The organism is Brevundimonas sp. Soil_N_31, assembly GCF_057655995.1.
In genome coordinates this window covers 252,284-277,609 of the sequence record NZ_JBDGLE010000003.1, presented here as the reverse complement: position 1 = coordinate 277,609, position 25,326 = coordinate 252,284, and the positions used below count along the sequence as shown (strand labels likewise).

Annotated in this window: 29 protein-coding genes; 18 read left to right on the top strand and 11 right to left on the bottom strand. The window is 68.2% G+C overall.

Annotated elements, in window-relative coordinates:
- Positions 1-4: 4 nt before the first annotated feature.
- Positions 5-412 (top strand): flagellar export protein FliJ, encoded by a 408-nt coding sequence (locus AC3A3G_RS06810; RefSeq protein WP_200168141.1) that lies wholly within the window; start codon positions 5-7, stop codon positions 410-412.
- A 171-nt stretch (positions 413-583) separates the two neighbouring features.
- Positions 584-1,654 carry an endo-1,4-beta-xylanase gene (locus AC3A3G_RS06805; RefSeq protein ID WP_289648435.1) on the top strand — a complete coding sequence of 357 codons (1,071 nt, stop codon included), beginning with the start codon at positions 584-586 and terminating at the stop codon, positions 1,652-1,654.
- 102 nt (positions 1,655-1,756) lie between these two features.
- Here AC3A3G_RS06805 and ctrA read toward each other — a convergent pair whose 3' ends face one another.
- Positions 1,757-2,458, bottom strand: a complete 702-nt coding sequence (ctrA, locus tag AC3A3G_RS06800) for a response regulator transcription factor CtrA (protein WP_125899925.1) — start codon at positions 2,456-2,458, stop codon at positions 1,757-1,759.
- A gap of 373 nt (positions 2,459-2,831) precedes the next feature.
- On the opposite strand from ctrA, the gene AC3A3G_RS06795 reads away from it, so the two are divergent.
- From AC3A3G_RS06795 to AC3A3G_RS06780, 4 genes are all read left to right on the top strand, one after another.
- Positions 2,832-3,203 carry a chromosomal replication initiator DnaA gene (locus AC3A3G_RS06795; protein WP_487487825.1) on the top strand — a complete coding sequence of 124 codons (372 nt, stop codon included), beginning with the start codon at positions 2,832-2,834 and terminating at the stop codon, positions 3,201-3,203.
- On the top strand, positions 3,200-3,916 hold the full coding sequence (locus tag AC3A3G_RS06790) for a DUF6456 domain-containing protein (RefSeq protein ID WP_200168143.1): 717 nt from the start codon (positions 3,200-3,202) through the stop codon (positions 3,914-3,916). Before AC3A3G_RS06795 ends, AC3A3G_RS06790 begins: the two co-directional genes overlap by 4 nt.
- A 110-nt stretch (positions 3,917-4,026) precedes the next feature.
- Positions 4,027-4,818, top strand: a complete 792-nt coding sequence (locus AC3A3G_RS06785; protein ID WP_487487824.1) for a hypothetical protein — start codon at positions 4,027-4,029, stop codon at positions 4,816-4,818.
- A 40-nt stretch (positions 4,819-4,858) separates the two neighbouring features.
- Positions 4,859-5,917: a linear amide C-N hydrolase gene (locus AC3A3G_RS06780; protein ID WP_487487823.1), complete on the top strand. Its 1,059-nt coding sequence runs from the start codon at positions 4,859-4,861 to the stop codon at positions 5,915-5,917.
- A gap of 22 nt (positions 5,918-5,939) precedes the next feature.
- Here AC3A3G_RS06780 and AC3A3G_RS06775 read toward each other — a convergent pair whose 3' ends face one another.
- Positions 5,940-6,233 (bottom strand): hypothetical protein, encoded by a 294-nt coding sequence (locus AC3A3G_RS06775; protein WP_200168145.1) that lies wholly within the window; start codon positions 6,231-6,233, stop codon positions 5,940-5,942.
- 72 nt (positions 6,234-6,305) lie between these two features.
- On the bottom strand, positions 6,306-6,743 hold the full coding sequence (locus tag AC3A3G_RS06770) for a SufE family protein (protein ID WP_200168182.1): 438 nt from the start codon (positions 6,741-6,743) through the stop codon (positions 6,306-6,308).
- A 221-nt stretch (positions 6,744-6,964) separates the two neighbouring features.
- On the opposite strand from AC3A3G_RS06770, the gene AC3A3G_RS06765 reads away from it, so the two are divergent.
- Positions 6,965-8,533 (top strand): sensor histidine kinase, encoded by a 1,569-nt coding sequence (locus AC3A3G_RS06765; protein ID WP_487487822.1) that lies wholly within the window; start codon positions 6,965-6,967, stop codon positions 8,531-8,533.
- Positions 8,534-8,537: 4 nt separating this feature from the next.
- On the opposite strand, the gene AC3A3G_RS06760 is transcribed toward AC3A3G_RS06765, so the two are convergent.
- Complete coding sequence (locus AC3A3G_RS06760) at positions 8,538-9,161, bottom strand: LysE family translocator (RefSeq protein ID WP_487487821.1); 624 nt, start codon at positions 9,159-9,161, stop codon at positions 8,538-8,540.
- Positions 9,162-9,265: 104 nt separating this feature from the next.
- Between AC3A3G_RS06760 and AC3A3G_RS06755 the strand changes: the two genes are divergently transcribed.
- A complete protein-coding gene (locus AC3A3G_RS06755; protein WP_368925244.1) occupies positions 9,266-9,706 on the top strand; it encodes a DUF6389 family protein in 441 nt (146 codons plus the stop codon).
- On the opposite strand, the gene AC3A3G_RS06750 is transcribed toward AC3A3G_RS06755, so the two are convergent.
- Entirely contained in the window at positions 9,703-10,566 is an 864-nt protein-coding gene (locus tag AC3A3G_RS06750; RefSeq protein ID WP_487487820.1) for a hypothetical protein, read from the bottom strand. The two genes, AC3A3G_RS06755 and AC3A3G_RS06750, sit on opposite strands and share 4 nt — an antisense overlap.
- Before the next feature lie 55 nt (positions 10,567-10,621).
- On the opposite strand from AC3A3G_RS06750, the gene AC3A3G_RS06745 reads away from it, so the two are divergent.
- The 3 genes from AC3A3G_RS06745 to AC3A3G_RS06735 all read left to right on the top strand — a co-directional run bounded on the left by AC3A3G_RS06745 (position 10,622) and on the right by AC3A3G_RS06735 (position 13,437).
- Positions 10,622-10,951, top strand: a complete 330-nt coding sequence (locus tag AC3A3G_RS06745; protein WP_200168148.1) for a DUF1491 family protein — start codon at positions 10,622-10,624, stop codon at positions 10,949-10,951.
- A gap of 371 nt (positions 10,952-11,322) precedes the next feature.
- Positions 11,323-11,703, top strand: coding sequence for a hypothetical protein (locus AC3A3G_RS06740; RefSeq protein ID WP_200168149.1), 381 nt, complete (start codon positions 11,323-11,325; stop codon positions 11,701-11,703).
- Positions 11,704-11,760: 57 nt separating this feature from the next.
- Positions 11,761-13,437 (top strand): DUF1570 domain-containing protein, encoded by a 1,677-nt coding sequence (locus AC3A3G_RS06735; RefSeq protein ID WP_487487819.1) that lies wholly within the window; start codon positions 11,761-11,763, stop codon positions 13,435-13,437.
- On the opposite strand, the gene AC3A3G_RS06730 is transcribed toward AC3A3G_RS06735, so the two are convergent.
- Complete coding sequence (locus AC3A3G_RS06730; protein WP_200168151.1) at positions 13,434-13,574, bottom strand: hypothetical protein; 141 nt, start codon at positions 13,572-13,574, stop codon at positions 13,434-13,436. The genes AC3A3G_RS06735 and AC3A3G_RS06730 overlap by 4 nt on opposite strands.
- A gap of 158 nt (positions 13,575-13,732) precedes the next feature.
- On the opposite strand from AC3A3G_RS06730, the gene AC3A3G_RS06725 reads away from it, so the two are divergent.
- Entirely contained in the window at positions 13,733-15,361 is a 1,629-nt protein-coding gene (locus AC3A3G_RS06725; protein ID WP_487487818.1) for a peptide chain release factor 3, read from the top strand.
- A 4-nt stretch (positions 15,362-15,365) separates the two neighbouring features.
- On the opposite strand, the gene AC3A3G_RS06720 is transcribed toward AC3A3G_RS06725, so the two are convergent.
- Both AC3A3G_RS06720 and yczE read right to left on the bottom strand, forming a co-directional pair.
- On the bottom strand, positions 15,366-16,130 hold the full coding sequence (locus AC3A3G_RS06720) for an SDR family oxidoreductase (protein WP_200168153.1): 765 nt from the start codon (positions 16,128-16,130) through the stop codon (positions 15,366-15,368).
- A 77-nt stretch (positions 16,131-16,207) separates the two neighbouring features.
- Positions 16,208-16,813, bottom strand: a complete 606-nt coding sequence (gene yczE, locus AC3A3G_RS06715; protein ID WP_487487817.1) for a membrane protein YczE — start codon at positions 16,811-16,813, stop codon at positions 16,208-16,210.
- 61 nt (positions 16,814-16,874) lie between these two features.
- On the opposite strand from yczE, the gene yczR reads away from it, so the two are divergent.
- The 5 genes from yczR to AC3A3G_RS06690 all read left to right on the top strand — a co-directional run bounded on the left by yczR (position 16,875) and on the right by AC3A3G_RS06690 (position 21,080).
- Complete coding sequence (yczR, locus tag AC3A3G_RS06710) at positions 16,875-18,329, top strand: MocR-like transcription factor YczR (protein ID WP_487487816.1); 1,455 nt, start codon at positions 16,875-16,877, stop codon at positions 18,327-18,329.
- Positions 18,330-18,452: 123 nt separating this feature from the next.
- Entirely contained in the window at positions 18,453-18,821 is a 369-nt protein-coding gene (locus AC3A3G_RS06705) for a hypothetical protein (protein WP_412876112.1), read from the top strand.
- Between the two features lie 151 nt (positions 18,822-18,972).
- The gene (locus AC3A3G_RS06700; protein ID WP_487487815.1) at positions 18,973-20,220 is read left to right on the top strand and encodes a hypothetical protein; all 1,248 of its coding nucleotides are present in this window, start codon (positions 18,973-18,975) and stop codon (positions 20,218-20,220) included.
- Positions 20,221-20,297: 77 nt separating this feature from the next.
- Positions 20,298-20,648: a Grx4 family monothiol glutaredoxin gene (gene grxD / locus AC3A3G_RS06695; RefSeq protein WP_087141491.1), complete on the top strand. Its 351-nt coding sequence runs from the start codon at positions 20,298-20,300 to the stop codon at positions 20,646-20,648.
- Positions 20,649-20,654: 6 nt separating this feature from the next.
- Complete coding sequence (locus AC3A3G_RS06690; protein ID WP_125902131.1) at positions 20,655-21,080, top strand: acyl-CoA thioesterase; 426 nt, start codon at positions 20,655-20,657, stop codon at positions 21,078-21,080.
- A gap of 33 nt (positions 21,081-21,113) precedes the next feature.
- Here AC3A3G_RS06690 and AC3A3G_RS06685 read toward each other — a convergent pair whose 3' ends face one another.
- Positions 21,114-21,494: a hypothetical protein gene (locus AC3A3G_RS06685; RefSeq protein ID WP_368925227.1), complete on the bottom strand. Its 381-nt coding sequence runs from the start codon at positions 21,492-21,494 to the stop codon at positions 21,114-21,116.
- Complete coding sequence (locus tag AC3A3G_RS06680; RefSeq protein WP_256375798.1) at positions 21,494-21,622, bottom strand: hypothetical protein; 129 nt, start codon at positions 21,620-21,622, stop codon at positions 21,494-21,496. Before AC3A3G_RS06680 ends, AC3A3G_RS06685 begins: the two co-directional genes overlap by 1 nt.
- 147 nt (positions 21,623-21,769) lie before the next feature.
- On the opposite strand from AC3A3G_RS06680, the gene AC3A3G_RS06675 reads away from it, so the two are divergent.
- Complete coding sequence (locus tag AC3A3G_RS06675; RefSeq protein ID WP_487487814.1) at positions 21,770-22,879, top strand: NADH:flavin oxidoreductase/NADH oxidase; 1,110 nt, start codon at positions 21,770-21,772, stop codon at positions 22,877-22,879.
- Here the strand turns inward: AC3A3G_RS06675 and AC3A3G_RS06670 are convergent.
- Positions 22,855-25,230, bottom strand: coding sequence for a bifunctional diguanylate cyclase/phosphodiesterase (locus AC3A3G_RS06670; RefSeq protein ID WP_487487813.1), 2,376 nt, complete (start codon positions 25,228-25,230; stop codon positions 22,855-22,857). The two genes, AC3A3G_RS06675 and AC3A3G_RS06670, sit on opposite strands and share 25 nt — an antisense overlap.
- Positions 25,231-25,326 lie beyond the last annotated feature (96 nt).

Below are 25,326 nucleotides of genomic sequence, written 5' to 3'. Positions count from 1 at the left end.
ACGCATGACGGCCTGGGCCCAATCCCTGATCCGCATCTCCAACTATGAGGTCGAGACGCTGCAGAAGCGGCTGGCCGAGATCAGCGCCCGCAAGGCCGAGGCCGAGATGCGCGTCGCCGTGCTGGACGCCGAGGCCGAGGTCGAGCGTGAGAACGCGCGGCACGACCCGTCCTCCGGCATGATGCTGCAGACCTATCTGGCCGGCTGGAAGCAGCGCCGCGCCGACGCCGAGGCCGAAGTCGCCGCCGTCGCCGCCGAAGAGGAAGGCGCCCGCGACGCCCTGACCGGCGCCTTCGAGGAACTGAAGAAGTTCGAGCACGTCGCCGAGACCACCCGGCTGAACAAGCTGACGGCCGCCGCCAAGCGTGAGGCCGCCGCCTATGACGAAATGGGCCTGCGCCGCCGTGGCTGAAACCCGCGCCGCCGCCTCTCCCTCCCCTTCATGGGGAGGGTGGCTGAGGCCGTCAGGCCGAGGCCGGGTGGGGGCGACGTGGCTATTCAAGCGCCGAGGCCAGGATCACCAGGCCCTCCCCACCCGGTCGTTTCGCGACCACCCTCCCCATGAAGGGGAGGGAGAGGCGTTATGATCGACCGTCGCGCTTTACTGGCCTCAACCCTCGCGCTCGCGTCGTGCGGTGCGGGCGAGGCGCCCGAAGCGGCTCCTGTCGGCCCCATCCGCCCGCTGAAGGCCCTCGCCCCCTTCCCCATCGGGACCGTGGCCATGTCGGGCCAGTTGTCGGATCAGGACTGGTTCCGCCTCGTCTCCACCCACTTCTCCCAACTCACGCCCGAGTGGGAGATGAAGATGGAGTACATCCTGCAAAAGGACGGCTCCCTGCGTTTCGACGCCCCGGACCGCATCGCCTATTTCGCGCGCGATCTGGACATCCGCCTCTTCGGTCACGCCCTGATCTGGTATGCGCAGGACCACCCGTGGTTCACCGCCCTCGTCGACGACCGCCCGCGCTTCATCGCCGAACACGACCGCTATATCGCCGAGGTCGCCGGGCGCTGGCGCAGCCAGATCGTCGGTTGGGACGTGGTCAATGAGCCCGTCGAAGACGACGGCGGCGGCTATCGCGACTGCGTCTGGAGCCGGGGTCTGGGCGGGATCGACGCCTATATCATCCGCGCCTTCGAACAGGCCCGCATCGCCGCGCCCGAGGCGACCCTGTTCCTGAACGACTACAACCTGGAGAACACGCCCAAGAAGGGCGCGGCCTTCCTGCGTCTGGTCGAGCGGTTGCTGAAGGCGGGTGCCCCGGTTCAGGGCATCGGCATCCAGTCCCACCTCGATATCGAAATCCCCAAGGGCCAGATCGCGGGCTTCATGAACGAGGCCCGCCAGTTCGGCCTGCCCATCCATGTCTCCGAACTGGACGCCTCGCTGAAACGCGGCGGCCGCCTGCCCGATCTGCGCTCCCGCGGCCAGCGCCGCGAACAGCAGACGGCGCGCGTGGCGGAACTGGCCGAAGCCTTCTTGGAACTGCCGCCCGCCCAGCGGTTCGCCTTCACCGTCTGGGGGGTGCGCGACAGCGATTCCTGGCTGCGTCGCGGCGAGAACGACGACGGCCAGGACAGCCCCCTGCTGTTCAATGACGAGGGGCGGCCCAACCCGCTGTTCGGCGTGCTGACCGAGGCGTTCGCGCGGTAATCCCTTCTCCCCTTGTGGGAGAAGGACAAATAAAAACGCCCGCCGAGTTCATCGGCGGGCGTTTCTGGATCGTTCCTGAGTGGAGGCTCAGACGGGATCTGTTCAGGCGGCGACGGTGATCGCGCCTTCGGCCGGGTCGCGCAGGACATAGCCGCGGCCCCAGACGGTCTCGATGTAGTGCTTGCCGCCGGCGGCCGTCGCCAGCTTCTTGCGCAGCTTGCAGATGAAGACGTCGATGATCTTCAGTTCCGGCTCGTCCATGCCGCCGTACAGGTGGTTCAGGAACATCTCCTTGGTCAAGGTCGTGCCCTTTCGCAGGGAGAGCAGCTCCAGCATCTGATATTCCTTGCCGGTCAGATGCACGCGGTGGCTGTTCACCTCGACGGTCTTGGCGTCCAGGTTCACCGCGATCTCGCCGGTGTGGATGATGGCCTGGGCGTGGCCCTTGGAGCGGCGGACCACGGCGTGGGTGCGCGCGATCAGCTCGTCCTTGTGGAAGGGCTTGGTCAGATAGTCGTCGGCGCCGCCGCCGAAGGTCTTGACCTTGGTGTCGATCTCATGGCTGCCCGAGAGGATCATCACCGGCGTATTGATCTTGCCGTTGCGCAGCTGGCGCAGAACCTCAAGCCCGCTCATGTCCGGCAGGTTCAAGTCCAGCAGAATGAGGTCGTAGTCATAGATCTTGCCCAGATCGATGCCTTCCTCACCCAGGTCCGTCGTATAGACGTTAAAGCCTTCCGACTTGAGCATCAGCTCAATGCTTTGGGCTGTCGCGTGGTCGTCTTCGATCAGCAGGACGCGCATTCTTGCCCCTCCAGGCAAAGCTTGGGATAGCCGCGCGGGAGCGACGGCCGGGTAACCTTGTTCCAACGTTAACGGGCCAAAACCTTAAGAAGGGTTAACGCATCCCGATATGAAACGCCTAAGGTGATTTGCGAATCGCCGTCCAGAGTCCTGAGTCAAGGATTCGTTAATTTATTTGGCGCCGCCCCCTCATTCCCCTGTTGACGTCTGACGCGTCTTCCACAGGGCACGTGCACAACCGCCCCCGCCGATGCCGGACCCCGCCTGGGGAAGCGACCGCTTCTGACGTTCGATAGGACAACATTCCTATCTCGGTCGCCGAACGCACTCATAATGGCGACATCCACAGGAATGGCGGGAGGAAGCGCAGATCATGGAACCCTATCGTGTGCCGGTGACGGAGGGCGACCGTATCCGGGCGGATGCGGCCCTGTCGCTGTCGGGCCTGGCCCTGGGCGTGCCGACCGCCGAGATGACCCGGCGCGAGCGGGTGCGGCCTCGGGCTTGTCGGGCGCGCTGGTCGGCCATGTATCTGGCGCACGTCTCCTTCGGCTGGCCGCTGGAAAGGGTGGCCCACGCCTTCGGCCTGAACCGGGCGACGGCGGGCGCCGCCTGCCGCTGGGCCGAGGACGAGCGCGACCGGCCCGACTACGACGCGCTGATGGACGGGCTGGAGGGGGCGCTGCGCGCGGTGATGGAGCTGCCGCTGGTCGATCTGGCGCCCGAGATCGGAACCCGCCGATGAGCCGCCAACTGGAACGCGCCCGCAGCCTGCTGCAACGCCCCGGCGCCTGGCTGGACCAGGCGAACGGCGCCTATCCCTTGCGTCTCGGCGGCGACCGGCGCAGCCGGGTGGTGCTGACCCTGGACGAGGCCGCCTTCCGCGCCGTGATCGAACGGCCGGGCCTGCGGCTGCGCGAAGGCGGCGGCTGGCTGCCTCGCGCGGCTAACGACCATGCTCCCGCCGCTCCCCCTCCCGGCCGCCCCGGCGTCATCGAGGGCGAACGGGCGGTGATGGAAGCAGACGGCCGCCTGACGCTGCGCCCCGCCAATCTGGGCGAGAGCCCGATCCTGTGGCTGGCCCGGCGCAAGGACCAGTCGGGCCGTCCGTGGCTGACCCCGGCCGAGGTGGCGGCGGGCGAGCGCCTGCGCGCCGAGGCCGAGATCGCGGCGGCGGGTCCGTCCCTGACCATGCGCTGGGACGCTTTGCCGCGCTCGGGCTCGGGCGGCGGCGCGGGGCGGATCGAGCCGGGCGACCGCGCCCTGTCGGCATCAGCTCGAGTCCAAGCGGCGCTGGACGCCTGCGGCCCGCGCCTGCGCGCCATGGTCGAACAGGTCTGCATTCACGGCACGTCGCTGCAACTGGCGGAGCAGGCCCTGTCCCTGCGCCGCCGTCAGGGCAAGACCCTGCTGAAACAGGGACTGCAGGCGCTGGCCGATCACTACGGCTTCAGATGACGGAGCGAGCCGAGCGGAAGGATGCAATCAAAGATTGCTGATCTACGATTACTTAAGCATGGCCGTTCTACCCAAGGGCGATTCTCTCGGTCGCAGTGAGTAGACTCCCCATGACGTTCCTCCGCCCCGCCTCGCTTCTTTTCGGTCTGGCGAGCCTCGCCGTCGCCGGTTCCGCCAGCGCCCAGGCCGGCGCCGACGACCAGTGGCGCGTCACCGTCAGCCCCTATGTCTGGACCACCTCCCTGGACGGCAACGTCACCCTGGCCGGGCACAAGGCGCCGGTGGACGTGTCCGCCTCGGACGCCTTCGACCAGTTGGAGAGCGTCGTCATGGGCGACGTGGAGGTGCGCAAGGGCCGCTGGGGCGCCTTCGTCGACTATCAGTACGCCAAGACCCATGAGGGCGTGTCCCTGATGGGCGTTCCGGCCGCGCTGGGCACCCGGTCGACCACCGTCTCGGGCGGCGTGCTGTTCCGCCTGATCGACGATCCCGTGGGCGGCCGCACCGCCTTCGGCGACGCGCGCAGCTTCCGCGTCGAGCCGCTGATCGGCGCTCGCTGGAGCAAGCTGCGGGCCGAGCTGAACACCCCGCTGGGCGCCACGCAGAAGGGCGCCGAATGGACCGACCTGCTGTTGGGCCTGCGGGTCGAGAGCGACGTGTCCGAACGCTGGACCCTGCGGACCCAGGTCGACGCCGGCGGCCTGGGAGACAACGACCGTCACAGCCTGGGCTGGCAGGCCCTGGCCTCCTACCGCACGCCGCTGGCGGGCGGCGCCGTCTCGGTCAACGCCGGCTATCGGATGCTGCACCAGAACTATGAGCAGGACGATTTCACCGGCCAGCGCTTCGACTGGAAAGTGACCCGCCACGGCCCGGTGCTGGGCCTGTCGCTGACCTACTGATCCTCCCTCCCCCGATGATCCTCTCACCTCAGGAGACGACATGCGTATTGGAATGAAGAAGGGCGTCGCCGCCCTGGCCGCCGCCTTCATGCTGGCCGTTCCGGCGGCCGAGGCCTGCACGCGCCTTGTCTATCACGGCCACGACGGCGCGGTGATCACCGCCCGGTCGATGGACTGGAAGGACGAGATCATGACCAACCTGTGGATCTTTCCGCGCGGCATGGCGCGGGACGGGTCCGGCGGTCCGAACTCCCTGACCTGGACGTCCAAATACGGCAGCGTCATCGCCAGCGGCTACGACATCTCGACCGTCGACGGCGTGAACGAGATGGGCCTGGTCGCCAACGTCCTGTGGCTGGTGGAGTCGCAATACCCGGCCCACGATCCGAACAAGCCCGCCCTCAGCATCGCCGCCTGGGCGCAGTACGCCCTCGACAACTTCGCCACCGTGGCCGAGGCCGTCGAAGGCCTGCGCGACGAGCCGTTCGTTCTGGTCAGCGACAATGTGCCGGGTCAGGAACGCCTGACCACCCTGCACCTGTCCCTGTCGGACAGCAGCGGCGACAGCGCCATCTTCGAATACATCGACGGCAAGCTGGTCGTGCACCACAGCCGCGACTATCAGGTGATGACCAACTCGCCGACCTTCGATCAGCAGTTGGCCCTGAACACCTATTGGCAGGGCATCGGCGGCACGGTCATGCTGCCGGGCACCAACCGGGCGGCCGACCGCTATGCACGCGCCTCCTTCTACACCAACGCCATTCCCAAGTTCGAAGACCAGAACATGGCCGTGGCCAGCGTGTTCAGCGTGATCCGCAACGTCTCGGTGCCGTTCGGCATCTCGACCCCGGACCAGCCGAACATCTCCTCGACGCGCTGGCGCACGGTCGTGGATCACAAGCGTCAGCTCTACTTCTTCGAATCGGCCCTGACGCCGAACACCTTCTGGGTGGACCTGAAGAAGATCGACTTCTCGCCGCGCGCCCCGGTCAAGCGGCTGGAGCTGGGCGAGAACCAGATCAACACCCACGCCGGCGACGCCACCGCCAAGTTCAGCAACGCGCGGGCCTTCCCCTTCCTGGGTCCGCAACAGTAGGTCGCGACAAGGCGGTCGGGGTTCAGAAGATCCCGACCGCCGCCTCGGCCCAGATCACCAGCACGGCCAGGATCACCGCCCCGGCCAGCGCCAGCCGCGCCAGCGGCGTCCGCGCCTTCCACAACAGCAGCTCCAGCAGCAGCCCCGCCCCGATCAGCAGCACGGCGGCGAACAGGAAGTCCTGCGCGTCCCAGGCGACCTCGGAGGTGAACTGCATGGCCACCAGCGGCGTCAGCAGGATCAGCCCGACCGCGCTCCAGCCGGCCGTTCGGATCGGATTGAAAAAGGAAGGCGCGCGTTTCGCCAGGACCGACATCGGACCGCTCCGCACAGGATAAGACGCCCCATCATGCGCCCGATCGCGTTCGACCGGAAGCGAGAAGCGCGGTCAGCCAGCCGCCAGCGCCGCTTCGCGGATGCGGCCGACCATGCTGTTCAGGCCGTTGGCGCGTTGCCGCGTCAGGGCCGAAGGCAGGCCCAGCCGGTCCAGCGCCGCCCTGGCGTCGAAATCCAGAATCTCGGCCGGGAGCCGCCCGGAATAGAGCCGCAGCAGCAGGGCGATATTGCCCTTGGACAGGGCGCTGTCGCTGTCGGCGTCGAAGAACAGGCGATCGCCCTCGGCCCGCGTCGACAGCCAGACCTGGGCGGCGCAGCCCGGCACCTTGTTCGCCTCGATCCGCGCCTCTTCGGACAGAGGCGGCAAGTCCTTGCCCAGATCGATGACGTATTCGATGCGCCCCTCCCAGTCGCCCAGCAGGTCGAACTCCTCGACCAGTTCGGCCAGGGTCTCGTCGATGGAGCGGGCGGGAGCGGCGGCGGAAGTCATGGCCGCGACATAGGCCGCTGCGACAGCGATCACAACCGGGCGCCCCAGCCGTCGGATAATGCTCCCCCCACAGGCGAGCGGCCTAGGGGCCGGGCGCGACGCGGCCTAGACTATAGAGTTGTCCTTGATCCTTCTCCGACCAGGTGGACTTGAAGCCTCACGCCGCCCTGCTTGATCCCATCCGACGCCCCGAAGTCCACGCACCCGGGGACGGCGCGGCCGTGGCCGCCTGGCATGCGGGTTGGGCCGCGGCGGTCGGGGTGACGGCCCTGGTCGCGACCGGCGCCATGACCGGCCAGGTTTCGGGCGCAGCCTCGCCCGTGCTTCTGGCCCTGGCGGTCATGACCGGGCCCGGACTGGCGGGATTGATCCTGCTGCGTCGCGACACCGATGAAGCGCGCTCCGCCCTTATGACGTTGTGGATGTTGGCCGCCCTGTCGGCGGCGGCGCTCAGCGGCGGCGCGGGCGGCCCCCTGTCCGGTTTCGTCTTTGCGCCCCTGACCGCCGGGCTAGCGTTGGGCGGACGCCGCCGGGTGCTGCTCGCCGCCCTGGCCGCGACAGGCGCGACGGCGGCGGGCCTGCTCTCCGGCTGGCTGTTGGGCGCGCCGCCCACGGCGACGACCACGGCAAGCGTCTCCGCGCTGGTCGTGGCGGGAGCGGCGACGGCGGCGCTGATCCTCGGCGCTCGCCGGGCGGCCCGTCGTTTCAACACCGCCGCGGCCGACGTGGCGGGGGTCGAAACCCTGCTGGCCGGCCAGCCCGGCTTGACCTTGGCGTTGGACGAGGATCTGCGCGCCCTGGCCGCCTATGGCGCGGCGCCCGCCGCCCTCCCGGTCGAGCCTCTGTTCAAGGACGGCCTGCTGTCCGCCGTCGACGCCGCCGACCGTCCCGCCGTCCTCGTCGCCCTGGCCCGCGCGCGCAGCGTTGGCGAAGCCCAGGTCCGCTTCACCCCGCGTCTGGCGCTGGACCGACGCATCCTTCTGGCTGCACGGCGAATGGGCGAAGGACCACGCCTGATCGTTCAAGCGCTGGACGCCACCCTGCAGTACGCCCGCGAGGTCGAACTGGACGCCGCCCGCGTCGAGGCCGAGGCTCAGAGCGCAGGCAAGTCGCGGTTCCTTGCCCACATGAGCCACGAGTTGCGCACCCCTTTGAACGCCGTCATCGGCTTCTCCGACGCCATGCGGCAGGAATTGTTCGGCCCGGTCCCGCCACGATACGCCGACTACGCCCGCTCCATCCATGAGGCGGGCGGCCACCTGCTGGACCTGATCAGCGACGTTCTGGACGTCAGCCGGATCGAGGCCGACCGCTACGAACTGTCGCTGGAACGGTTCGACGTGCGCGAGACGGTCGCCGCCGCCCTCGCCCTGGTCCGCCTCCAGGCCGAGGACAAGGGGGTCGAGCTGACCTCCGTCCTTCCGTCCGAACCGTTGATGATCCAGGCCGACCGTCGGGCGCTGAAGCAGATGACGCTGAACCTGCTGTCGAACGCGGTGAAGTTCACCCCCGCCGGAGGAACGGTCACAGCCACAGCCCAGACGGCAGGGACCATGCTGGAACTAACCATCGCCGACACCGGCGTCGGCATCGCCAAGGCTGATCTGGCGCGACTGGGGCGCCCCTACGAACAGGCGGGCGAGGCAGCGCAAAAGGCGAAGGGCACGGGACTGGGCCTCGCCCTGGTCCGCGCCCTGACTCAGTTGCATGACGGGACGATGAGCCTCGACAGCACCCTGGGCGAAGGCACGGCGGCCGCCCTGCGCCTGCCGGTCCTGGCCGACGTCTGATCCGTCAGATCCGCGACGCGGCCAGCTTCAGGCCGAAGCCGATGAAGACGACGCCGACCACCCGGTCCATGCCCCGCACTACGGCCGGTCGGCGCAGGAACCGGCCCAGCGGCGCCGTCGCCAAAATCAGCCCGGCGAACCAGACGATGGTCAGCGCAACATGCACCCCGACCAGGAAGAAGGTGAAGGCCGCCACATTGGCCCCCTGCGGCACGAACTGGGGCAGGAAGGTCACGTAGAAGACGCCGATCTTGGGGTTCAGCAGATTGGTCAGCAGACCGCGTCGAAAGGCGACCGGACCGCTGGGCGGCGGGGCGGCGCCCGGCTCGCCCAGACTCCTGCGCGGCTTGAACAGCATCTGCGCGCCCAGCCAGACCAGATAGGCCGCGCCCGCCCACTTCACCGCCGTATAGGCCAGTTCCGACACCCGCAGCAGCGCCCCGAACCCCAACGACACCGCCGCGCCCCAGATCAGACAGCCCAGCAGGATGCCCGCCCCGGCGAAGACGGCCGAACGCCCGCCCTCGGCCGCCGCCGAGCGCAGCACCATCGCCGTATCCACCCCCGGCGTGATCGTCAGAATGGTGATGGCGACCAGAAAGGCGGCGAACAGGGCGGGATCGAACATGACGCGCACTGGAACACGCCGCCCGCCCTCGCCGCAACCGCCAAACTGGACGGCGCCGCCGCGCCCGGCATAGGAAAGACGCCTCCGGCCCGACGAGGACGCTCATGGACGAAACCGCCTATCGCACCGCCCTGCGCGCCACGCTCGACGCTCACGACGGCCCGGCGCTGGAGCGCATCCGCGCCCTGCTGGCCGCTCTGCCCGAGGCGGCGCGCGAGATCCACGTCGTTGTCTTTCCCGATCAGGACGGCGAAGGCGCCTTCAGCGTCCACGTCAGTCTGGACGGCCCCGATCTCTATGTCCTGAATCGGGCGATCGAGCCGCACCGCACTCTGTTCGAAGTCATCCACGGCGAGGAAGGCTTCGAGCCCGACCTGCCCATGTTCGGACGCGATCCCGGCTTCAGCGTTCAGGACGCCATCGTCGATACGGCCGCCGACTGGATCGAGGCCCTGTGGCCCCGCGCCGGACGCGCGCCCGTCCCCGTCATGATCTACGGCGACGAGGATTACGGCCCCTCCACCCCGCGTCAGTTGAAGCCCTAGACCGGCCCCATGGCCAGAAAGGCGCGGGCGGCGGCGAAGTCGCCCGCCTCGAACCGGGCGGTCGCCACGCTGTCGTCGCGGAACAGGAATTCGATCAGGAAGGGCTCGCGCGGGTCCAGCGCCGCCAGAGCCTCCGTCGCGCTGTCGGGAAAGCGCCAGACCTCGCCCGTCCGCGCGCCGGACGCCAGCAGATCGCGCGGCGCCAGATCGGACCCGGCGGCGAAGACGGCGCGGCGCGCGGCGTCCGGCGGCAGGCCCTCTGCGCCCAGCCAGGGCCGGGGCGAGCGCGCTGCATCGCGCATGACGATGCGCGCGGCATAGGGTCGGGGCTTGCCGACGAACGACACGACCGCCGCCGGGCGCGCATCCTGCGGCGCCCGACCGGTCAGGCCGAACCGCACGGGCGAGGCGCCGGTCGCCCCGTCCTGAAACAGGCGCCAGCCGTCACGGGCGCTCTCGAAACGGTCGGCGCTCCAGTCGGCCTTGTCGCCGGGGAAGTTGATCCGCGCCGCCCGCGACCAGCCGGCGAAGGCGTGGCGCACTCGCGTCTTGACCTGGTTCAGTTCGGCGTCGTTGCAGGGGGTGGCCTCGGCCCGCGCCCTGGCTCGCCCGGCCGTGGCGGCCAGTTCGGTCGCCGGTCGTCCGGCGCGCAGGGCCGCCCCGCGCGCCTGCAGGGTCGCCGCCTCCAGCGCCTGGGTCAGGCGCGGCTCGAACAGGCGGCATTTGTCCTGGGCCGCCCGCACGAAAGCGCGCTCATAATAGACGTCGCCCGCCGCCGTCGCCGTCCCCGCCGCTAGGGTCAGGGCGAGGATCGCGGCCAGCGTTCTGCTGACTATGCGGGGCGACGGCGCTATCTTCATGCAGCCACCCTAGCCGCCGCCGGTTCCGGGTCCGTGTCCAAACAGGGTGAACCAATTGCTTCTTTCCACTGACGTCTGGGTCGGCGCCCTGATCCGCCGCGCCGAGCTTGAGGGCGCGCACGCCGTGGTGGTGAAGAAGGGCGACGCCCGCGCCGGGGCCGTCATCGTCAAGGCCTATGACACCGCCAACCGCACCGCCCGCCTGTGGACCGAAGCGACCGGCCAGGACGGCGAGCCCTTATGGATCCAGCCCGTCGCCAGCGAGTTCGAAAGCGAACTGGACGCCTATCTGGACCGCCAGCGCCGCTATGACCCCGACCTCTGGATCGTCGAGATCGAGGACCGTCAGGGGCGGCATTTTCTGACCGAAAAGACGCAGGGCTAAACGTCTGATCCCTCTCCCGATGGGAGAGGGCTTGAGTGCACGAGAGCGTCAGCGATCGTTCTGGCGCGAAAGGGTGAGGGTTCGCGGATGAAGTCGGCCGCAGGCCGCGGCGCGGCGGCTTACGCCGACTGACAGGACAAGCCCCTCACCCTTTCGCCTATTCCAATCGCCTGCGGCTCTTGGAGGCTCAAGCCCTCTCCCGCCGGGAGAGGGTTTTACCGCCAAGCCGCCCTCAAGCAGCGCGAAGCGCGTTAGGGCCACTCATAATAGTAACCGGCCTGTTCACCGCGTTCGTGAACCGGACTGCAAGCGCGGTCGCCCTACAACCCGTCGCATGGGGGCCAGAACGGTCCTGCGAGCGGACGCGGTCCATGCTGTTTCTCTTGAACGATGTCGTCTTCGATCTGGACGAGGCCTGCCCGGCCCCGAGCCATGACGTGCGCCGGTTCGAGAGCCTGTCCTTCGACTATGTGCTGGAGATGGGCTGCGAACTGTTCGCCGAAGACCCGCTGCTGCACCGCAAAGACCCGGCGAAGGCGCGTCGCCTCGCGTGGCTGATCGCCCACCGGACCGAAGGGGTCAACGCCGCCCTGTTTGCGGCGCCCGAAGCCGATTGCGCGCCCGAACTGGTCGAACCGCGCTTCTGCGCCCTTCCCGAGGCCGTCATGCGTCAGCTCCAGTCGCGCGCCTCCCACGGCCGCCTGTCCGCCGTCGCCGCCGACAAGGCGGTTTGGGGGCGTCTGGCGGCCTGACCACTTCCCTAAAACACCGCCGTTCTTTATGCCTTGAACGGTGACATGGGGCGGAGCATGACCAAGAGAAGCGAACGCACGCAGGCCAAGCCTTTGCGCATCCTGACAACTGGGGTCATGTTGAGCGCATTCATCGCGCTGCCTGCCCAAGCTGAATGGCTAAAAGCGGAAACCCAGCATTTCGTCGTTTACGGCGACACGTCGGAAGCGAGCCTGAGACGCTACGCACGCAAGGTCGAGCGCTTCGACGCCCTGTTGCGAACCTACTACCCGATTCAGACTGATCATGAGATTCCCAAGTTGGAGATCTTCATGGCCGAAGGACGACGGGACATGAATCGCATTTCTCCCGGCATAAGCGAAGGCGTGGCGGGTTATTATTCGCCTAACAGCGGCCGAATCTATACAGTCGTCGACACACGCAGCTCCATGGGCGATGTCGTCGTCTTCCATGAATACGCTCACCACTTCATGTTCCAGATGAAGGCTAACGCCTATCCCTCATGGTTTGTTGAAGGCTTCGCAGAATACTATTCCACCGCCAATCTTACAGACGAGCGCATCCAATTCGGACGACACAACCCAGGCCGGGTAAATTCGCTGAACATGGGTTTCAACACCTGGGCCCGGATGGAAGACGTTCTGAAGTGGCGCATTTCAGATTCCGGGCGCTTCCCCGCGCATCTCTATTACGCCCAATCATGGGCGATGACTCACTACTTCATGAGCACGCCTGAACGCACCCAGATGCTGAGACGTTATCTGGCGGCTGTGGCCAGCGGAGAGGACTCCGTCGTCGCCATGCAGGCGGCGACAGGCCGGACAGCGGCTCAGCTTCAGGATGACGTGTGGCGCTATACTTCCGGCTCCATCAATGTGACCTCGCCACAGATCCCGGTCACACATCCCGAGGTGACGGTCAGCCAAATGTCCAAGGCCGAAGCTGACGCCATCTGGCTGGATGTTCGCCTTGATAATGCGCCGATCAAGCTTCCCGCAGAGGAAGAGGCGGAGGGCGACACGCAATCCGACGCTCAAAAGGCGCGCCGGGCTCGGGATCGACGACAGGCCAATGAGAACCGGGCCGAACTCATCCGCTCAGCCTTCGCCCTGGGTGAACGCTATGCGGACTCCGATGTCGGTCGACTGCTCACGGCTCGAGCACACCGGCTGTCACAGCGCCCAGACTTGGCGCTGGCAGTGCTGGAACCCAGTCTTGGCGACCACGCAACCAACGCCAAGGTTTTGCGGGTCGCCGCCCTGGCCCTGCTGGATCAGACCGAGTCAGCGTCCTCGATCGACGACGCCAACGAGCTTCGCCGTCAGGCCGCCGCCTATCTTGCGCGCGCCATGGACGCCGAACCGCTGGATTTCCGCATCTATCTGGGTCTGAACGACGTGCGGCGCGGGCAGCCCCGCTATCCGACGGACAACGATATCTCCACGCTGGAGGTCGCCTGCACCTTGGCTCCGCAATCGTTCGACTGCCGCACCCGTCTGGGGCATGCCTATATGGCGCGCGACATGAATGCTGAAGCGATCACGATTCTCACGCCTGTTTCCAACAGCCCTCACCAAAGCGCTTACAAACGTCGAGCGCGACAAATGATCGACCAGGCGCGACAAGCATTGGGTCAGGCCCCGCTGGAAGAGGCCCCCGAGCCCGAAGAACCGCAGGATGACATAGGCGCGCCAGACACGACGTCCGATGCGAGGCCGCTCCCTGCCTCCTAGAGCAGCACCCCGAACACTGTGTGCACCACGATCGCCGCCAGGACGATCAGGGCGAACCCCGCCAGAAAGCAGACCAACGGGTGAATCTTGCGCTCGTTCTGTACGGGCGCGACCTTGCCTGGGTGAACCAGAGCCATGACGTTTCCCTTCCCTTGTACGACGGACTCATGGCCCGCCGTCTCCCGAAAACGAGCATGCCTCGAATAACCATCATACGCGAAGGGTCTTTCACGACATCGTGAACGTCGACAATTGAGCCCCGGCGCGGTAGGTCGCGCGTCCTAAAGGAAGCTCTATGTCCAAACTGACCCTCGCCCAGGAGGCCGACCGCCGTCGGACCTTCGCCATCATCGCCCACCCGGACGCCGGCAAGACGACCCTGACCGAGCATATCCTGCTGGCGGGCGGCGCCGTGCGCGCGGCCGGGGCAGTGAAGGCGCGCGGGGAAAACCGCCGCGCCCGCTCGGACTGGATGAAGATCGAGAAGGAACGGGGCATATCGGTCACCGCCTCGGTCATGACGTTCGAGCACGACGGCAAGATGTTCAACCTGCTGGACACGCCGGGGCACGAGGACTTTTCGGAAGACACCTATCGCACCCTGACGGCCGCCGACTGCGCCATCATGGTGCTGGACGCCGCCAAGGGCATCGAGCCGCAGACGCTGAAGCTGTTCGAGGTCTGCCGCCTGCGCGACATCCCGATCATCACCTTCATCAACAAGCTGGACCGCGAAGCCCAGGATCCGATGGCCCTGCTGGACGAGATCGCGTCTCGCCTGCAGCTGGACCCCTCGCCTATCTGGTGGCCGGCCGAGAGCGGCAACCGCCTGCGCGGTCTGGCCGAGGTCGGCGGCCAGGGCCGGTTCCAGCCCTATACCCGCAAGACCTCCGACAACGACGGCGAGCACCCCGCCCCCCTGCCCTTCGATCAGGCCGCCGCCTTCTTCGAAGGCTCGGAGCAGGCCGACATGGTCGATGCGCTGGAACTGGTCGAGGCGGGCTACAAGCCGTTCGATCATCAGGCGTTTCTGGAAGGCCATATGACGCCCGTGCTGTGGGGCTCGGCCCTGCGCCACTTCGGCATCGAGGAGTTGCTGAAGGCCATCGGCGAATGGGCCCCGCCGCCCAAGACCATGAAGGCCCGCAAGGAGGCGCCGCCCGAGACTCGCAACGCCCCGGCGCCCGAGGACATCGCGGTCGAACCGAGCAAGGATGAAGTCACCGGCTTCGTCTTCAAGGTTCAGGCGAACATGGACCCGAACCACCGCGACCGCATCGCCATGTTCCGCATGGCCTCGGGCAGCTTCAAGCGCGGCATGAAGTTGAAGGTGCAGAACACCGGCAAGCAGTTGTCGGTCAACGCCCCCATCATGTTCTTCGCCTCGGATCGCGAACTGGCCGAGGACGCCTTCGCCGGCGACGTCATCGGCATTCCCAACCACGGCGTGCTGCGCGTCGGCGACAGCCTGTCGGAGAGCGGCCTGGTGCGTTTCGCCGGCCTGCCCAACTTCGCCCCGGAAATCCTGCAGCGCGTCCGCGTCAAGGATCCGCTGAAGGCCAAGCACCTGAAGAAGGCGCTGGAGGGTCTGGCCGAGGAAGGCGTGACCCAGCTGTTCCGCCCCGAACTGGGCGCGGACTTCATCGTCGGCGCCGTCGGCCAGCTGCAGTTCGAGGTCATGGCCGACCGCCTGGGCGAGGAATACGGCCTGGACGTCGTCTTCGAACCGTCGCCTTACGCCGAGGCGCGTTGGGTGGCGGGCGAGAAGGCCGACCTGGAGGACTTCGCCGGCAAATACCGGCCCCAGATGGCGGTCGACATCGACCAGAACCCGGTCTTCCTGGCCAAGTCGAGCTGGGAGACGGGCTATGTCTCCGAACGCTTCCCCAAGATCGCCTTCACCAAGACCAAGGAACGGGGCTGACGCCTCAGGTCTTGCTGATCGACACCCCGCCGTCGACCAGCATGGCCGTTCCGGTCATGAAGCTGGAGGCGTCCGACGCCAGGAACAGGGCGGCGCGGGCGATCTCCTCCGGGCTCGCCATCCGCTTCAGGGCGTGCATGCCCTCGACGAAGGCGATGATCTCGGGCGTGTGGGCGAATTCGCGGCCCGCCTCGGTGTCCGTGCCGCCGGGCAGCAGGCAGTTGCTGCGCACGCCCTTGGCCCCGAACTCGGCGGCGATGACGCGCGACAAGCCGACCAGCCCCGCCTTGGCCGCGCCATAGGCCGCCATGCCCGGCATGCCGATGGCGTGACCCACAAAGGTCGAGGTGAAGATCAGCGACCCGCCGCCGCGCGCCAACAGGGCCGGGATCTGATGCTTGGCGCCCAGGAAGGCGGCGGTCAGGTTGACGTCCAGCGTCTCGCGCCAACGCTCCAGCGCAATATCCGGCGTCGGCTCATTGGCGCCGATCGCCCCGGCGTTGTTCAGGGCGATGTCCAGACCGCCGAACCGCTCGACCGCCGTGCTCACCAGCCGCTCGGCCAGGGCCTCGTCGCGGATGTCGCCCGGCACGGCGACGGCGCGGCCGCCCTCGGCCTCGATCGCCGCGACCAGGGCCAGAAGCTCAGCCTCGCGCCGGGCGGTGACGACCACCGCCGCGCCTTCGCGGGCGAACAGATGGGCGGCGGCGGCGCCGATGCCGGAGCTGGCTCCGGTGATGACGGCGACCTTGTCGATGAGTGCAGGCATGACGACCTCGTGCGTGAAAGAGGCCGTCTTCCTTTCATGCCCTAACGGCGTGGTCTGGCGGGGTTCGGACTCGGCGTTCAGGTCGAAGGCGCCACGCGGGGCTCGCGCCCCAGCGCCCGGAACCACGGCAGGAAGATCTGGATCAGCGGGCCGATGCCCACGGCGAAGACCACCGTGCCCAGGCCGACCGAGCCGCCCAGCAACCAGCCTCCGGCCAGGACGCTGACCTCGATCAGCATCCGCGACACCCGGATCGACCAGCCCAGCCGCTGGTTGAGGCCGATCATCAGGCCGTCGCGCGGCCCCGTGCCCATGCCGGCGCCGATGTAGGCGGCCCCGCCCATGGCGGTCAGCAGCACGCCCATCGTCATGAAGGCCAGCCGCAGCGGCAGGCCCGTGATCTCGGGCAGGACGGCCAGGGCCGCATCCATCGACAGGCCGATGACGAAGATGTTGAACAGCGTGCCCAGGCCCGGCTTCTGGCGTAGCGGAATCCAGGTCAGCATCACCAGGACGCCCATGATGATCGAGGCGGTCCCCAGGCTGATGCCCGTCCGCAGGGACAGGCCCTGGTGAAAGACGTTCCACGGGTCCAGCCCGAGGTTGGAGCGCACCATCAGGGCGGCGGCCACGCCGTACAGGCACAGGCCCAGTTGAAGCTGGATGAAACGACGCATGAACATGTGCGCCATAAGCTCCTAGATCGGCCTTGCTTTATAGGGCCAATTTCGAGACGGTGGCCTTATGCGCGACACCCTGGTCAACGCCGCCTCCCTGTCGCGTCAGTTGAACGGCTGGCGCGGGCCGGACGGCGAGCCCGCCTATCGCCGCCTGGCCGAGGCGCTGAAGCTCATCATCCTGGACGGGCGGCTGTCGCTGAACGCGCGCCTGCCCGGCGAGCGCCGCCTGGCCGAAACCCTGGGCGTCAGCCGCATCACCGTCAGCGCCGCCCTGGACCGGCTGAGGGCCGACGGCTTCATCGTCAGCCGGACCGGGTCGGGCAGCTTCACCGCCCTGCCCGCCAGCCCGGCGTCCCCGCCCGTGACCTATCTGGACGGGCCGATGCAGAGGGTCGATGCGCCCGGCGTCATCGACATGGCCTCGGCCGCCATGGCCGCCGACGAACAGGTGCACGCCGCCTACGCCCGCGCGCTGGAGGCCCTGCCCGCCCATCTGCCGGGACCGGGCTATGAGCCGATCGGCGTCGAGGCCCTGCGCCGCGTCGTCGCCGACCGCTATAGCGACGAGGGCATGGCCACCACGGCGCAGCAGGTGGTGGTCACGGCGGGCGCGCTGGGCGGGCTGGCGCTGCTGCTGCGGGCGGCGACGCGGCCCGGCGACCGGGCGGTGGTCGAACACCCCGGCTATCCCCACGCGCTGGACGCCCTGACCCAGGCCGGTCTGGCGCTCAGCCCCGTCGCCATGACGCCCCTGGGCTGGGACATGGACGGGATGCTGGCCGCCATCGCCCGCGTCCGCCCGCGACTGATCTATCTGATCGGCGCGCACCACAATCCGACAGGCCATGTCCTGTCGGCCCAGGACGAGGCCGACATCGCCGCCGCCGCCGCCCGCGTCGGCGCGATGCTGGTGCTGGACGACAGCCTGCGCGAGCTGTGGTTCGACCGCCCGCCGCCGCCGCCCGTCGATCACGGCCCCCATGTCGTGCGGCTGGGCTCGACCAGCAAACCCTATTGGGGCGGATTGCGCGTCGGCTGGCTGCGCGCCCATGTCGAGGTCATCGATGCGGTGGTGCGCCATCGGCCGTCTCTGGATCTGGGCGTGCCCGTGATGGAGCAGCTGGCGGCCGCCATGCTGCTGACAGGCGACCCGACGCCGCTGCACGCACGGCGGCGACTGCTGGCGCGCCGCGAGGCCCATCTGCGGACGCGGCTGGCCGAGCATCTGCCGCAATGGCGGACGCGACGGCCCGACGGCGGCCTGTCTTTATGGGTCGAGCTGCCCCGGCCGGACGGCGTGCGCCTGGCCATCGCCGCGCCCGATCATGGGGTGCGGATCGCGCCCGGCATGCGGTTCGGGATCAACGGCGCCTTCGACCGTTTCATCCGCCTGCCCTTCAGCCGTGAAGAGGCGGAACTGGACCTGGCGGTGGTCAGGCTGGCGGCGGCCTGGGGCGGACTGGACCGCAAGGCGCCGCGGCGGACGGCGCTCGATCCGCTCCTGCCCGCCGTGTTTTAGGACGCGCCATGCCGCCTTTCGCGGATGCAACCTGAAGCTTTTCTGAACACCGCTTTCATCCATCACCCGGACGTGGTTCTTTAGTAGAGCCTGATCGGCGCTCCTCGCGCCCGTGGAGTTCTGATGTTCATCGTCGCCGTCACCGCCGCCATGGCGCTGGCCCAGGCCTCGGCGCCCGCCCAGGCCCCGGCTCAAGCACCTAGCGCCCGGCTCGTCTCCTATGACGAGGCGGTCAGATGCGCCGGTTTGACACAGGCGGCGTCCGAACTTGAGGGCGGAGAAAGCCGATACGGCCGCGCGCTCTATGACGCCGCCCTCTACTGGTCGCTCGCGGCCATGCAGGCCGCGACCGTCGCCGGCCGCAACCCGGCGGTGGCGGAAGCCGAACAGACACGCGCCCGCCTGGACGCCGTGCGTCGCCTTTCCGCCGGAGAATCCGAGGCTCGCGCCGCTCTGCAGCGCTGCCGTCAGAAGGCGCCGCAACTGGGCTGACCTCTCCAGCAGTTTCCTCCGCGAGGCTGTCGGTCGACTTCGAGTTCACAATTTGTCGGTATGGTTAAGGCGAACCCTTCCTACGGCGCTGCGTTTGCTTGGTCGGCAGCGGGATCCCCCCCGTAATCCCGAAGCGGGACGACACAGGCGAATGTTCGAATTCGGCAGAGACCTTAGACGGCTGTTCGAGAAGGCGCGCGACAGCGACGACCTGGGCTGGCTCGAGCTGATCGGCGTCGGCCTGGTCGAGATCGAAGCGCGTCAACAATCAACCGACGCGGGTCGCGTCTCCTGCCCCCGCCCCTTCGACGCCTCACTGCGCGCCGCCGCCCTGTGGCGTGAACACGCCCGCCGCTGTGGCGTCGCCTCCAGCCTGGAACGCGCCGAGAGCGCCGGGCGCGACGCCGCTAAGTACGCCGCCAACGGCGATCAGGCCGTTCGAGCCGCCCTGGACCTGGCTCAGACCGCCATGCTGGCCTTTGACTTGCGCGGCGGTCCCGATCGGCTGACGGCCGCCCTGGACCTTCTCAGCGAGCTGCCGCCGGCGCGCCGACTGGATACGGTCGCCGCAGCAGCAGCCCTGCATGCCCGCCTGCGCGCGCGACTGGCCCTGCTGTCCGGCCGACTGTCGGAACTGAGCGAGGCGGCGAAGCTCCTGGACGCCGCCCTGGCGAACCTGAAGGGCGCGCGCACGCTGGAGGACGAACTGCGCCTCGATCGCGCCGCCCTGGCGCTGGAAACCGGGCTCAATACGCGCGACGCCAGGATGCTGGACAAGGCCGGGCGCGACCTGCGCGCCTTGGTCGAGGCCGCCGCTCCCGAACAGAGACCGCTGAGCCGCGCCCGCGCCCTGGCGCTTTGTGCGGCTGGCATGGCCGCCCTGGCCGCCATAGCCGAAGCTCCAACAGCCCGGGATCAGGCCAAGGCCATGTTCGACGCCGCCGCCCAGATGTTCACCCCCGACCACAGCCCGCTGGACTGGTCCGCCATCCAGGTCTTGCGCGCCGAGCGCGAGGCCTTGTCGCCGGTCGTACTGATTCAGGCGGAAACCCTGACCGAAGGCGGCGGCCTGATCCTAGGCGCGCTGGCCCATGAACAGCGCGTGGCCCAAGACACGGCCCGCGCCGGGGCGGCAGGCGACCTGACGGCCCTGATGAACATTGAAACCAGCCTGCGGCGACGTCTGGTGCGCCCTTCAGTCACGGCCACGCCGCTGGACTGGGCGGCCGAACAGATCGGCCTGGCGCGCGTGGCGCTGGCGCGTGCGCGCTGGACGGGCGAAATACCGCGCGGCGTCGGTCTGATGCTGACTGAAGCGGCGCAAACCGCGCGTGAGCATGGCGCCCAGGTGCTGGCGGAACGGGCCGAGCGTCTGTCCTTGCGGACGCAATCGGCCTGAGACTGAACGTCCGCCCGGCCTTGACCCGGCCCCATTGGGCGCCTAGCTCACGGGCTTCGCAGAAGGGTTCCGACACAGTGACCGAACAAACCGCCGCCGATCCCGTCCACGCCTTCATCGCCCAGACGGTGGCCGAGCATGACGTGGTGCTCTTCATGAAGGGCACGCCGGATTCGCCGCGCTGCGGCTTCTCCTCGGTCACGGTCCAGATCCTCGACCACGTGGGCGCGGCCTTCGTCGGCGTCGACGTGCTGCAGGACGAAGCTCTGCGCGAAGGCATCAAGGCCTTCACCGACTGGCCGACCATACCCCAGCTCTATGTGAAGGGCGAGTTCGTCGGCGGCTCGGACATCGTGCGCGAGATGTTCCAGTCGGGCGAACTGGCCGCCCTGATGGCCGAAAAGGGCGTCGCCCTCGGCGAGGCCTAAGCGCCGATGGCCCGGCCGCAGCTGCAACCGCGTGAGGACCGCGAGGTCTTCGTCGTCCCGCTGGACGTGCGGCCGGAACACATTGACGAGAACAACCACGTCAACAACGTCGTCTACGTCGGCTGGCTTCAGGACGTGGGCACGGCCCACTGGAACGCGCGCTTCGACGACGAGACGCGCGCCCGCTGGTCGTGGATCGCCCTGAGACACGAGATCGACTACCTGCGCGCCATCGCGCCCGACGCGACCGGCGTCGTCGCCCGCACCTGGGTCGGCGATCCGCAGGGGCCGCGCTTCAACCGCTATGTCCGCATCGAGGACGCCGAGGGCCGCCTGTGCGCGCAAGGCCTGTCCGAATGGTGCCTGGTCGACGCCCAGACCCTGCGCCCCGCCCGCATCCCGGCGGAGATGCTGGGGCCGTTCAAGGCATAGGCGGCCCTTCTCCTCTTGTAGAAGAAGTTCCTCTTACAGGCTGATGGGGTTCAGCACGCGTACAGGCTGGCCGCGCTCCAGGCCCAGTTCGTCATAGGCCCAGCTAACCGTCTTGCCTTCGGGGACCAGGGCCTTGCACATATCAGGCGAGCGGCGCACCAGCGTCAGCTCCGCCGGATCGGCGTCCTTGATACGCACCTCAAAGCTGGACGCCTCGGTGCAACCGTTGGAGCCGACCACGACGTTCAGGCGCTGGCCGTCGAAGTCGACCTTGCGGACAGCTTCGAGCGCCTCGGTGCGGGCTGCATTCTGGTCAGTGACGACCGAAACCTTTTCACCGCCCTCGTTGGAATAGATGACGCAGCCGCCCAGCAGCGGCAGCAGGGCGGCGACGGCGGCAGCAGCGAGGCGCATCAGTTCGCCTCGGCGGGGGACGAGTGGATGACGCGCGTCGTCGGCTTTTCGGTGGCGATGATGATGCAGCCCGACAGCACGGGCGCGGCGAGCGCGGCGACGGCGAGAGCGATAACGAGACGACGCATGAGGTGTTCCCCTTGTTGGTTGGCGGCAAACTGCCAGCGTCGTGGTTCGGGATCACGTGAATAATCGGAAAGGGTGGGCTTGAACCTAACCGCCACAGTCATAGCTACTGTGCCCCGCCTCCCCGGGGGCCATCGAAAGAGTCATGCATGAGCCTGCTGTTCACCCCGCGCGCCATTGGGCCGTTGACGCTGAAGAACCGCATCGTCATCGCCCCCATGTGCCAGTATTCGGCCGTGGACGGCGTGCCTCAGCCCTGGCACGCCCAGCACATCGCCCGACTGGCCCTGTCGGGCGCCGGCCTGGTGATCGTCGAGGCCACGGGCGTCGAGGCGGCGGGCCGCATCTCCTGGGCCGACACCGGCCTGTGGAACGACGAACAGGAAGCCGCCTTCGCCCGGATCATCCGCGACATCCGCACCTATTCGGACACGCCGATCGGGGTGCAGTTGGGTCACGCCGGCCGCAAGGCCTCGACCAATCCGCCGTGGGTCAATCATGGCGGCCCCGCCCCGTCAGACAAGGCGTGGGAGACGTTTTCAGCTTCTCCCCAACCCTATCGCGACGACTGGCACATGCCGACGGCGCTGGATCCGGCGGGCATGGATCGCGTGGTCGCGGCCTTCGTCGATGCAGCCGCGCGCGCCGACCGCGCCGGCTTCGACCTGGTCGAGTTGCACGCCGCCCACGGCTATCTGCTGACACAGTTCCTCTCGCCGCTATCGAACGAACGAACCGACGAATTCGGCGGCTCGCTGGAGAACCGGATGCGCTTCCCGTTGCGCGTCGCCCAGGCTCTGCGCGACGCCTGGCCACGGACCAAGGCCCTAGGCGCCCGTTTCAACGGCTCGGACTGGACCGACGGCGGCATCACGCCGGTCGAGGCGGCCGTCTTCGGCCGCGCCCTGCACGACATGGGCTATGAGTACCTGCACCTGACCAGCGGCGGAAATGTCGCCGTCGCCAGAATCCCCGGCGACCAACCGGGCTATCAGGTTCCCTTCGCCGAGGCGGTGAAGGCGGCGATTCCCGAAGCGAACGTCATGGCCGTGGGACTCATCGTCACCCCGCAACAGGCGGAGGCGCTATTGGTCCAGGGCAAGGCTGATCTGGTCGCGGTCGCGCGCGCCGTACTGGACGACCCCAACTGGGGCCATCACGCCGCCGTCGCCCTCGGAGCCGCCGAAGCCCTGCCCGTTCAGTATGAACGAGCAGCCGCCGAACACTGGCCCGGCTACGCGGCTGCGCGCTCGGTCTGATCCTCGACGGACGGAATCGTCGCGATCACGACGGCGCCGTTCGACAGGGCGTCGGCTTCCGGCTGAGGACGACCCAGAAGATAGCCCTGAACCTCATTGCAGCCCTGGGCGCGCAGGAAGGCCAGCTGTTCGGCCGTCTCCACGCCCTCGGCCAGCACCGGGATCGACAGGCTTTCGCCGATGGTCAGAACAGCGCGGATGATGGCTCGCGACTGCGGCGCCTCGCCTTCCAGCTCCAGCATGAAGGAGCGGTCCAGCTTGATCTTGTCGAACGGGAAGGCCTTCAGCGTCGAAAGCGAGGAATAGCCGGTGCCGAAGTCGTCCATTGCGATGGTCACGCCCAGAGCCTTCAGTTGACGCAGGACGTGGGTCGTCCGCTCCATATCGGTGATCATCGCCGTCTCGGTGATCTCCAGCTCCAGACGCGACGGCGCAAGGCCCGTCTCCATCAGAATCTGATGCACCAGGCGCGGCAGGTCGACATGGCTCAGCTGGACCGGCGACAGATTGACCGCGATGCGATGCGGTTCGGCCCAGGCGGCGGCCTGGCGGCAGGCCTGGCGCAGCACCCATTCGCCGATCGGCAGGATCAGGCCGTTCTCCTCAGCCACGGGGATGAAGTCAGCCGGCGAGATGTAGCGGCCTTCGTCGTTCTTCCAGCGCAGCAGGACTTCATAGCCGGTGGCCTTGCCGGTCTCGACCGAGGCCTGGACCTGGTAATGCAGCTCGAACCGCTCGTTCTCAAGCGCCTCGCGCAGGGCCTGGGTGACGCGACGCCGGGCGCGAACCGCCTGGTCCATGTCCGCCTCATAAAAGCAGACATCCTGCGTCAGCGACGCCTTGGCCCGGTACATGGCCAGGTCGGCGTTGTTGATCAGGGTCGACACGTCCTGAGCGTCTTGCGGCCACAACGATACGCCGATGCTGGCGCCGCACGACAGATCAGCGTGCTCGATCGTGATGGTCTGGATAACGGCCTGGCGCAGGCGCTCAGCCACGGCGCGAGCTTCGTCGCGGGTGGAGACCGAGGCCAGCGCCAGGAATTCGTCCCCGCCCTGACGCGCAATGAATTCGCCCTCGCGCAGAACGCCCTTCATGCGCTCGGCGATGATGCACAGCAGCTGGTCGCCGACCGCGTGGCCGTACAGGTCGTTGACCTCCTTGAAGCGATCTAGGTCCAGGGCGAACAGGGCCAGCGCCTCGCCTTCGGCGGCCGTCTGCTTCTGGCGGGTCAGGCGTTCCAGGAAGGAGGCGCGGTTCGGCAGGCCGGTCAGGCTGTCGTTGCGGGCCAGGTGGGCGATGCGGCGCTCCTGGGCCATGCGGGCGCGTAGGTCGCGCACCGCATAGATCATGGTGCGGCTGCCCGTGGTCTGATCGCGACGCGCCGACAATTCGACGGGGATTTCCTCGCCGCCGGACCGCAGGACGGTCTGCGCCACCGAGCCGTCGCCCAGACGGTGCGCGTCCTCGACCCACTGCTCCAGGCTGGCGCCGATCAGGGCTTCGCGCGAGACGCCCAGCAGGGCGGCCAGAACCTCATTGGCGGCGATGACGACGCCGTCGCGCTCGATGGCCATGCCGTCGACGCCGCTCTCGATCAGATACTGCTGCCGTTCACTGTGCAGGGCGTGCGACTGACGATCCAGCACGTGGCTGGCCGCGCCCGCGCCCAGCACCAGCAGGCCAACGCCCGCGACGCCCAGCGCCAGCACGTTCTGCGCGTCCTGGCCGGTCAGCACGCCGTCCGCCGCCGCAAAGGGAATGATGGTCATGGCGGCCATGGCCGTGAAGTGCAGGCAGACGATGCCCAGGACCATGGCGGCCGCGCCCTTCAGGCGGGCGAAGCGATCCTGCACGTCGGCGGCCATCTGGAACGCGATCGCGCCGAACGCCACCGAACCGATCATGGAGGCGGCGACATAGCCGTTCGACCAGTGGACCACGCCCTCCACCGCCATGGCGGCCATGCCGACAAAGTGCATGGCGGCGACGGCCAGGCCGAACAACGCGCCGCCGGCAGCGGGCGCGAAGCGACCCCGCGTCGTCGCCCCGCCCAGCGCCAGCCCCACGCCCAGGATGGCGATAGCCAGGGAGACGCCTGTCAGCAGCGGCTCGTAAGCCACGCCGACGCCCGGCCGGTAAGCGATCATGGCGACGAAATGGGTGCACCAGATGGTAGCCCCGCCAGCCAGGGCGCCCAGGAACATCCAGGACGCCTGGGCGACGCCCCGCTCCTCTCGCACCCTGCGCAACAGGCCTGTGGTGATCCAGCTGCCCAAGAGGCAGATAAGGGCGGCCAAGGCGACAAGACCGAAATGATGGTCTTCAGTCAGACACGAAAGAACGCGCATAGGTGGCGATGCCAAGCAGACAGGAACGGGTCGACCGTTCTATCGTTCAGGTCTTAAACGCCGCTGTTTGAGCATGGCTAACGAAGCCTGAAGATT

What these genes read in the sequence shown, in the direction of transcription:
- AC3A3G_RS06810 (WP_200168141.1), top strand. Translation starts at nt 5, where the DNA reads ATGACGGCCTGGGCCCAATCCCTGATCCGCATCTCCAACTATGAGGTC.
- AC3A3G_RS06805 (WP_289648435.1), top strand. Translation starts at nt 584, where the DNA reads ATGATCGACCGTCGCGCTTTACTGGCCTCAACCCTCGCGCTCGCGTCG.
- ctrA (WP_125899925.1), bottom strand. Translation starts at nt 2,458, where the DNA reads ATGCGCGTCCTGCTGATCGAAGACGACCACGCGACAGCCCAAAGCATT.
- AC3A3G_RS06795 (WP_487487825.1), top strand. Translation starts at nt 2,832, where the DNA reads ATGGAACCCTATCGTGTGCCGGTGACGGAGGGCGACCGTATCCGGGCG.
- AC3A3G_RS06790 (WP_200168143.1), top strand. Translation starts at nt 3,200, where the DNA reads ATGAGCCGCCAACTGGAACGCGCCCGCAGCCTGCTGCAACGCCCCGGC.
- AC3A3G_RS06785 (WP_487487824.1), top strand. Translation starts at nt 4,027, where the DNA reads ATGACGTTCCTCCGCCCCGCCTCGCTTCTTTTCGGTCTGGCGAGCCTC.
- AC3A3G_RS06780 (WP_487487823.1), top strand. Translation starts at nt 4,859, where the DNA reads ATGCGTATTGGAATGAAGAAGGGCGTCGCCGCCCTGGCCGCCGCCTTC.
- AC3A3G_RS06775 (WP_200168145.1), bottom strand. Translation starts at nt 6,233, where the DNA reads ATGTCGGTCCTGGCGAAACGCGCGCCTTCCTTTTTCAATCCGATCCGA.
- AC3A3G_RS06770 (WP_200168182.1), bottom strand. Translation starts at nt 6,743, where the DNA reads ATGACTTCCGCCGCCGCTCCCGCCCGCTCCATCGACGAGACCCTGGCC.
- AC3A3G_RS06760 (WP_487487821.1), bottom strand. Translation starts at nt 9,161, where the DNA reads ATGTTCGATCCCGCCCTGTTCGCCGCCTTTCTGGTCGCCATCACCATT.
- AC3A3G_RS06755 (WP_368925244.1), top strand. Translation starts at nt 9,266, where the DNA reads ATGGACGAAACCGCCTATCGCACCGCCCTGCGCGCCACGCTCGACGCT.
- AC3A3G_RS06750 (WP_487487820.1), bottom strand. Translation starts at nt 10,566, where the DNA reads ATGAAGATAGCGCCGTCGCCCCGCATAGTCAGCAGAACGCTGGCCGCG.
- AC3A3G_RS06740 (WP_200168149.1), top strand. Translation starts at nt 11,323, where the DNA reads ATGCTGTTTCTCTTGAACGATGTCGTCTTCGATCTGGACGAGGCCTGC.
- AC3A3G_RS06735 (WP_487487819.1), top strand. Translation starts at nt 11,761, where the DNA reads ATGACCAAGAGAAGCGAACGCACGCAGGCCAAGCCTTTGCGCATCCTG.
- AC3A3G_RS06730 (WP_200168151.1), bottom strand. Translation starts at nt 13,574, where the DNA reads ATGGCTCTGGTTCACCCAGGCAAGGTCGCGCCCGTACAGAACGAGCGC.
- AC3A3G_RS06725 (WP_487487818.1), top strand. Translation starts at nt 13,733, where the DNA reads ATGTCCAAACTGACCCTCGCCCAGGAGGCCGACCGCCGTCGGACCTTC.
- AC3A3G_RS06720 (WP_200168153.1), bottom strand. Translation starts at nt 16,130, where the DNA reads ATGCCTGCACTCATCGACAAGGTCGCCGTCATCACCGGAGCCAGCTCC.
- yczE (WP_487487817.1), bottom strand. Translation starts at nt 16,813, where the DNA reads ATGTTCATGCGTCGTTTCATCCAGCTTCAACTGGGCCTGTGCCTGTAC.
- yczR (WP_487487816.1), top strand. Translation starts at nt 16,875, where the DNA reads ATGCGCGACACCCTGGTCAACGCCGCCTCCCTGTCGCGTCAGTTGAAC.
- AC3A3G_RS06705 (WP_412876112.1), top strand. Translation starts at nt 18,453, where the DNA reads ATGTTCATCGTCGCCGTCACCGCCGCCATGGCGCTGGCCCAGGCCTCG.
- AC3A3G_RS06700 (WP_487487815.1), top strand. Translation starts at nt 18,973, where the DNA reads ATGTTCGAATTCGGCAGAGACCTTAGACGGCTGTTCGAGAAGGCGCGC.
- AC3A3G_RS06690 (WP_125902131.1), top strand. Translation starts at nt 20,655, where the DNA reads ATGGCCCGGCCGCAGCTGCAACCGCGTGAGGACCGCGAGGTCTTCGTC.
- AC3A3G_RS06685 (WP_368925227.1), bottom strand. Translation starts at nt 21,494, where the DNA reads ATGCGCCTCGCTGCTGCCGCCGTCGCCGCCCTGCTGCCGCTGCTGGGC.
- AC3A3G_RS06680 (WP_256375798.1), bottom strand. Translation starts at nt 21,622, where the DNA reads ATGCGTCGTCTCGTTATCGCTCTCGCCGTCGCCGCGCTCGCCGCGCCC.
- AC3A3G_RS06675 (WP_487487814.1), top strand. Translation starts at nt 21,770, where the DNA reads ATGAGCCTGCTGTTCACCCCGCGCGCCATTGGGCCGTTGACGCTGAAG.
- AC3A3G_RS06670 (WP_487487813.1), bottom strand. Translation starts at nt 25,230, where the DNA reads ATGCGCGTTCTTTCGTGTCTGACTGAAGACCATCATTTCGGTCTTGTC.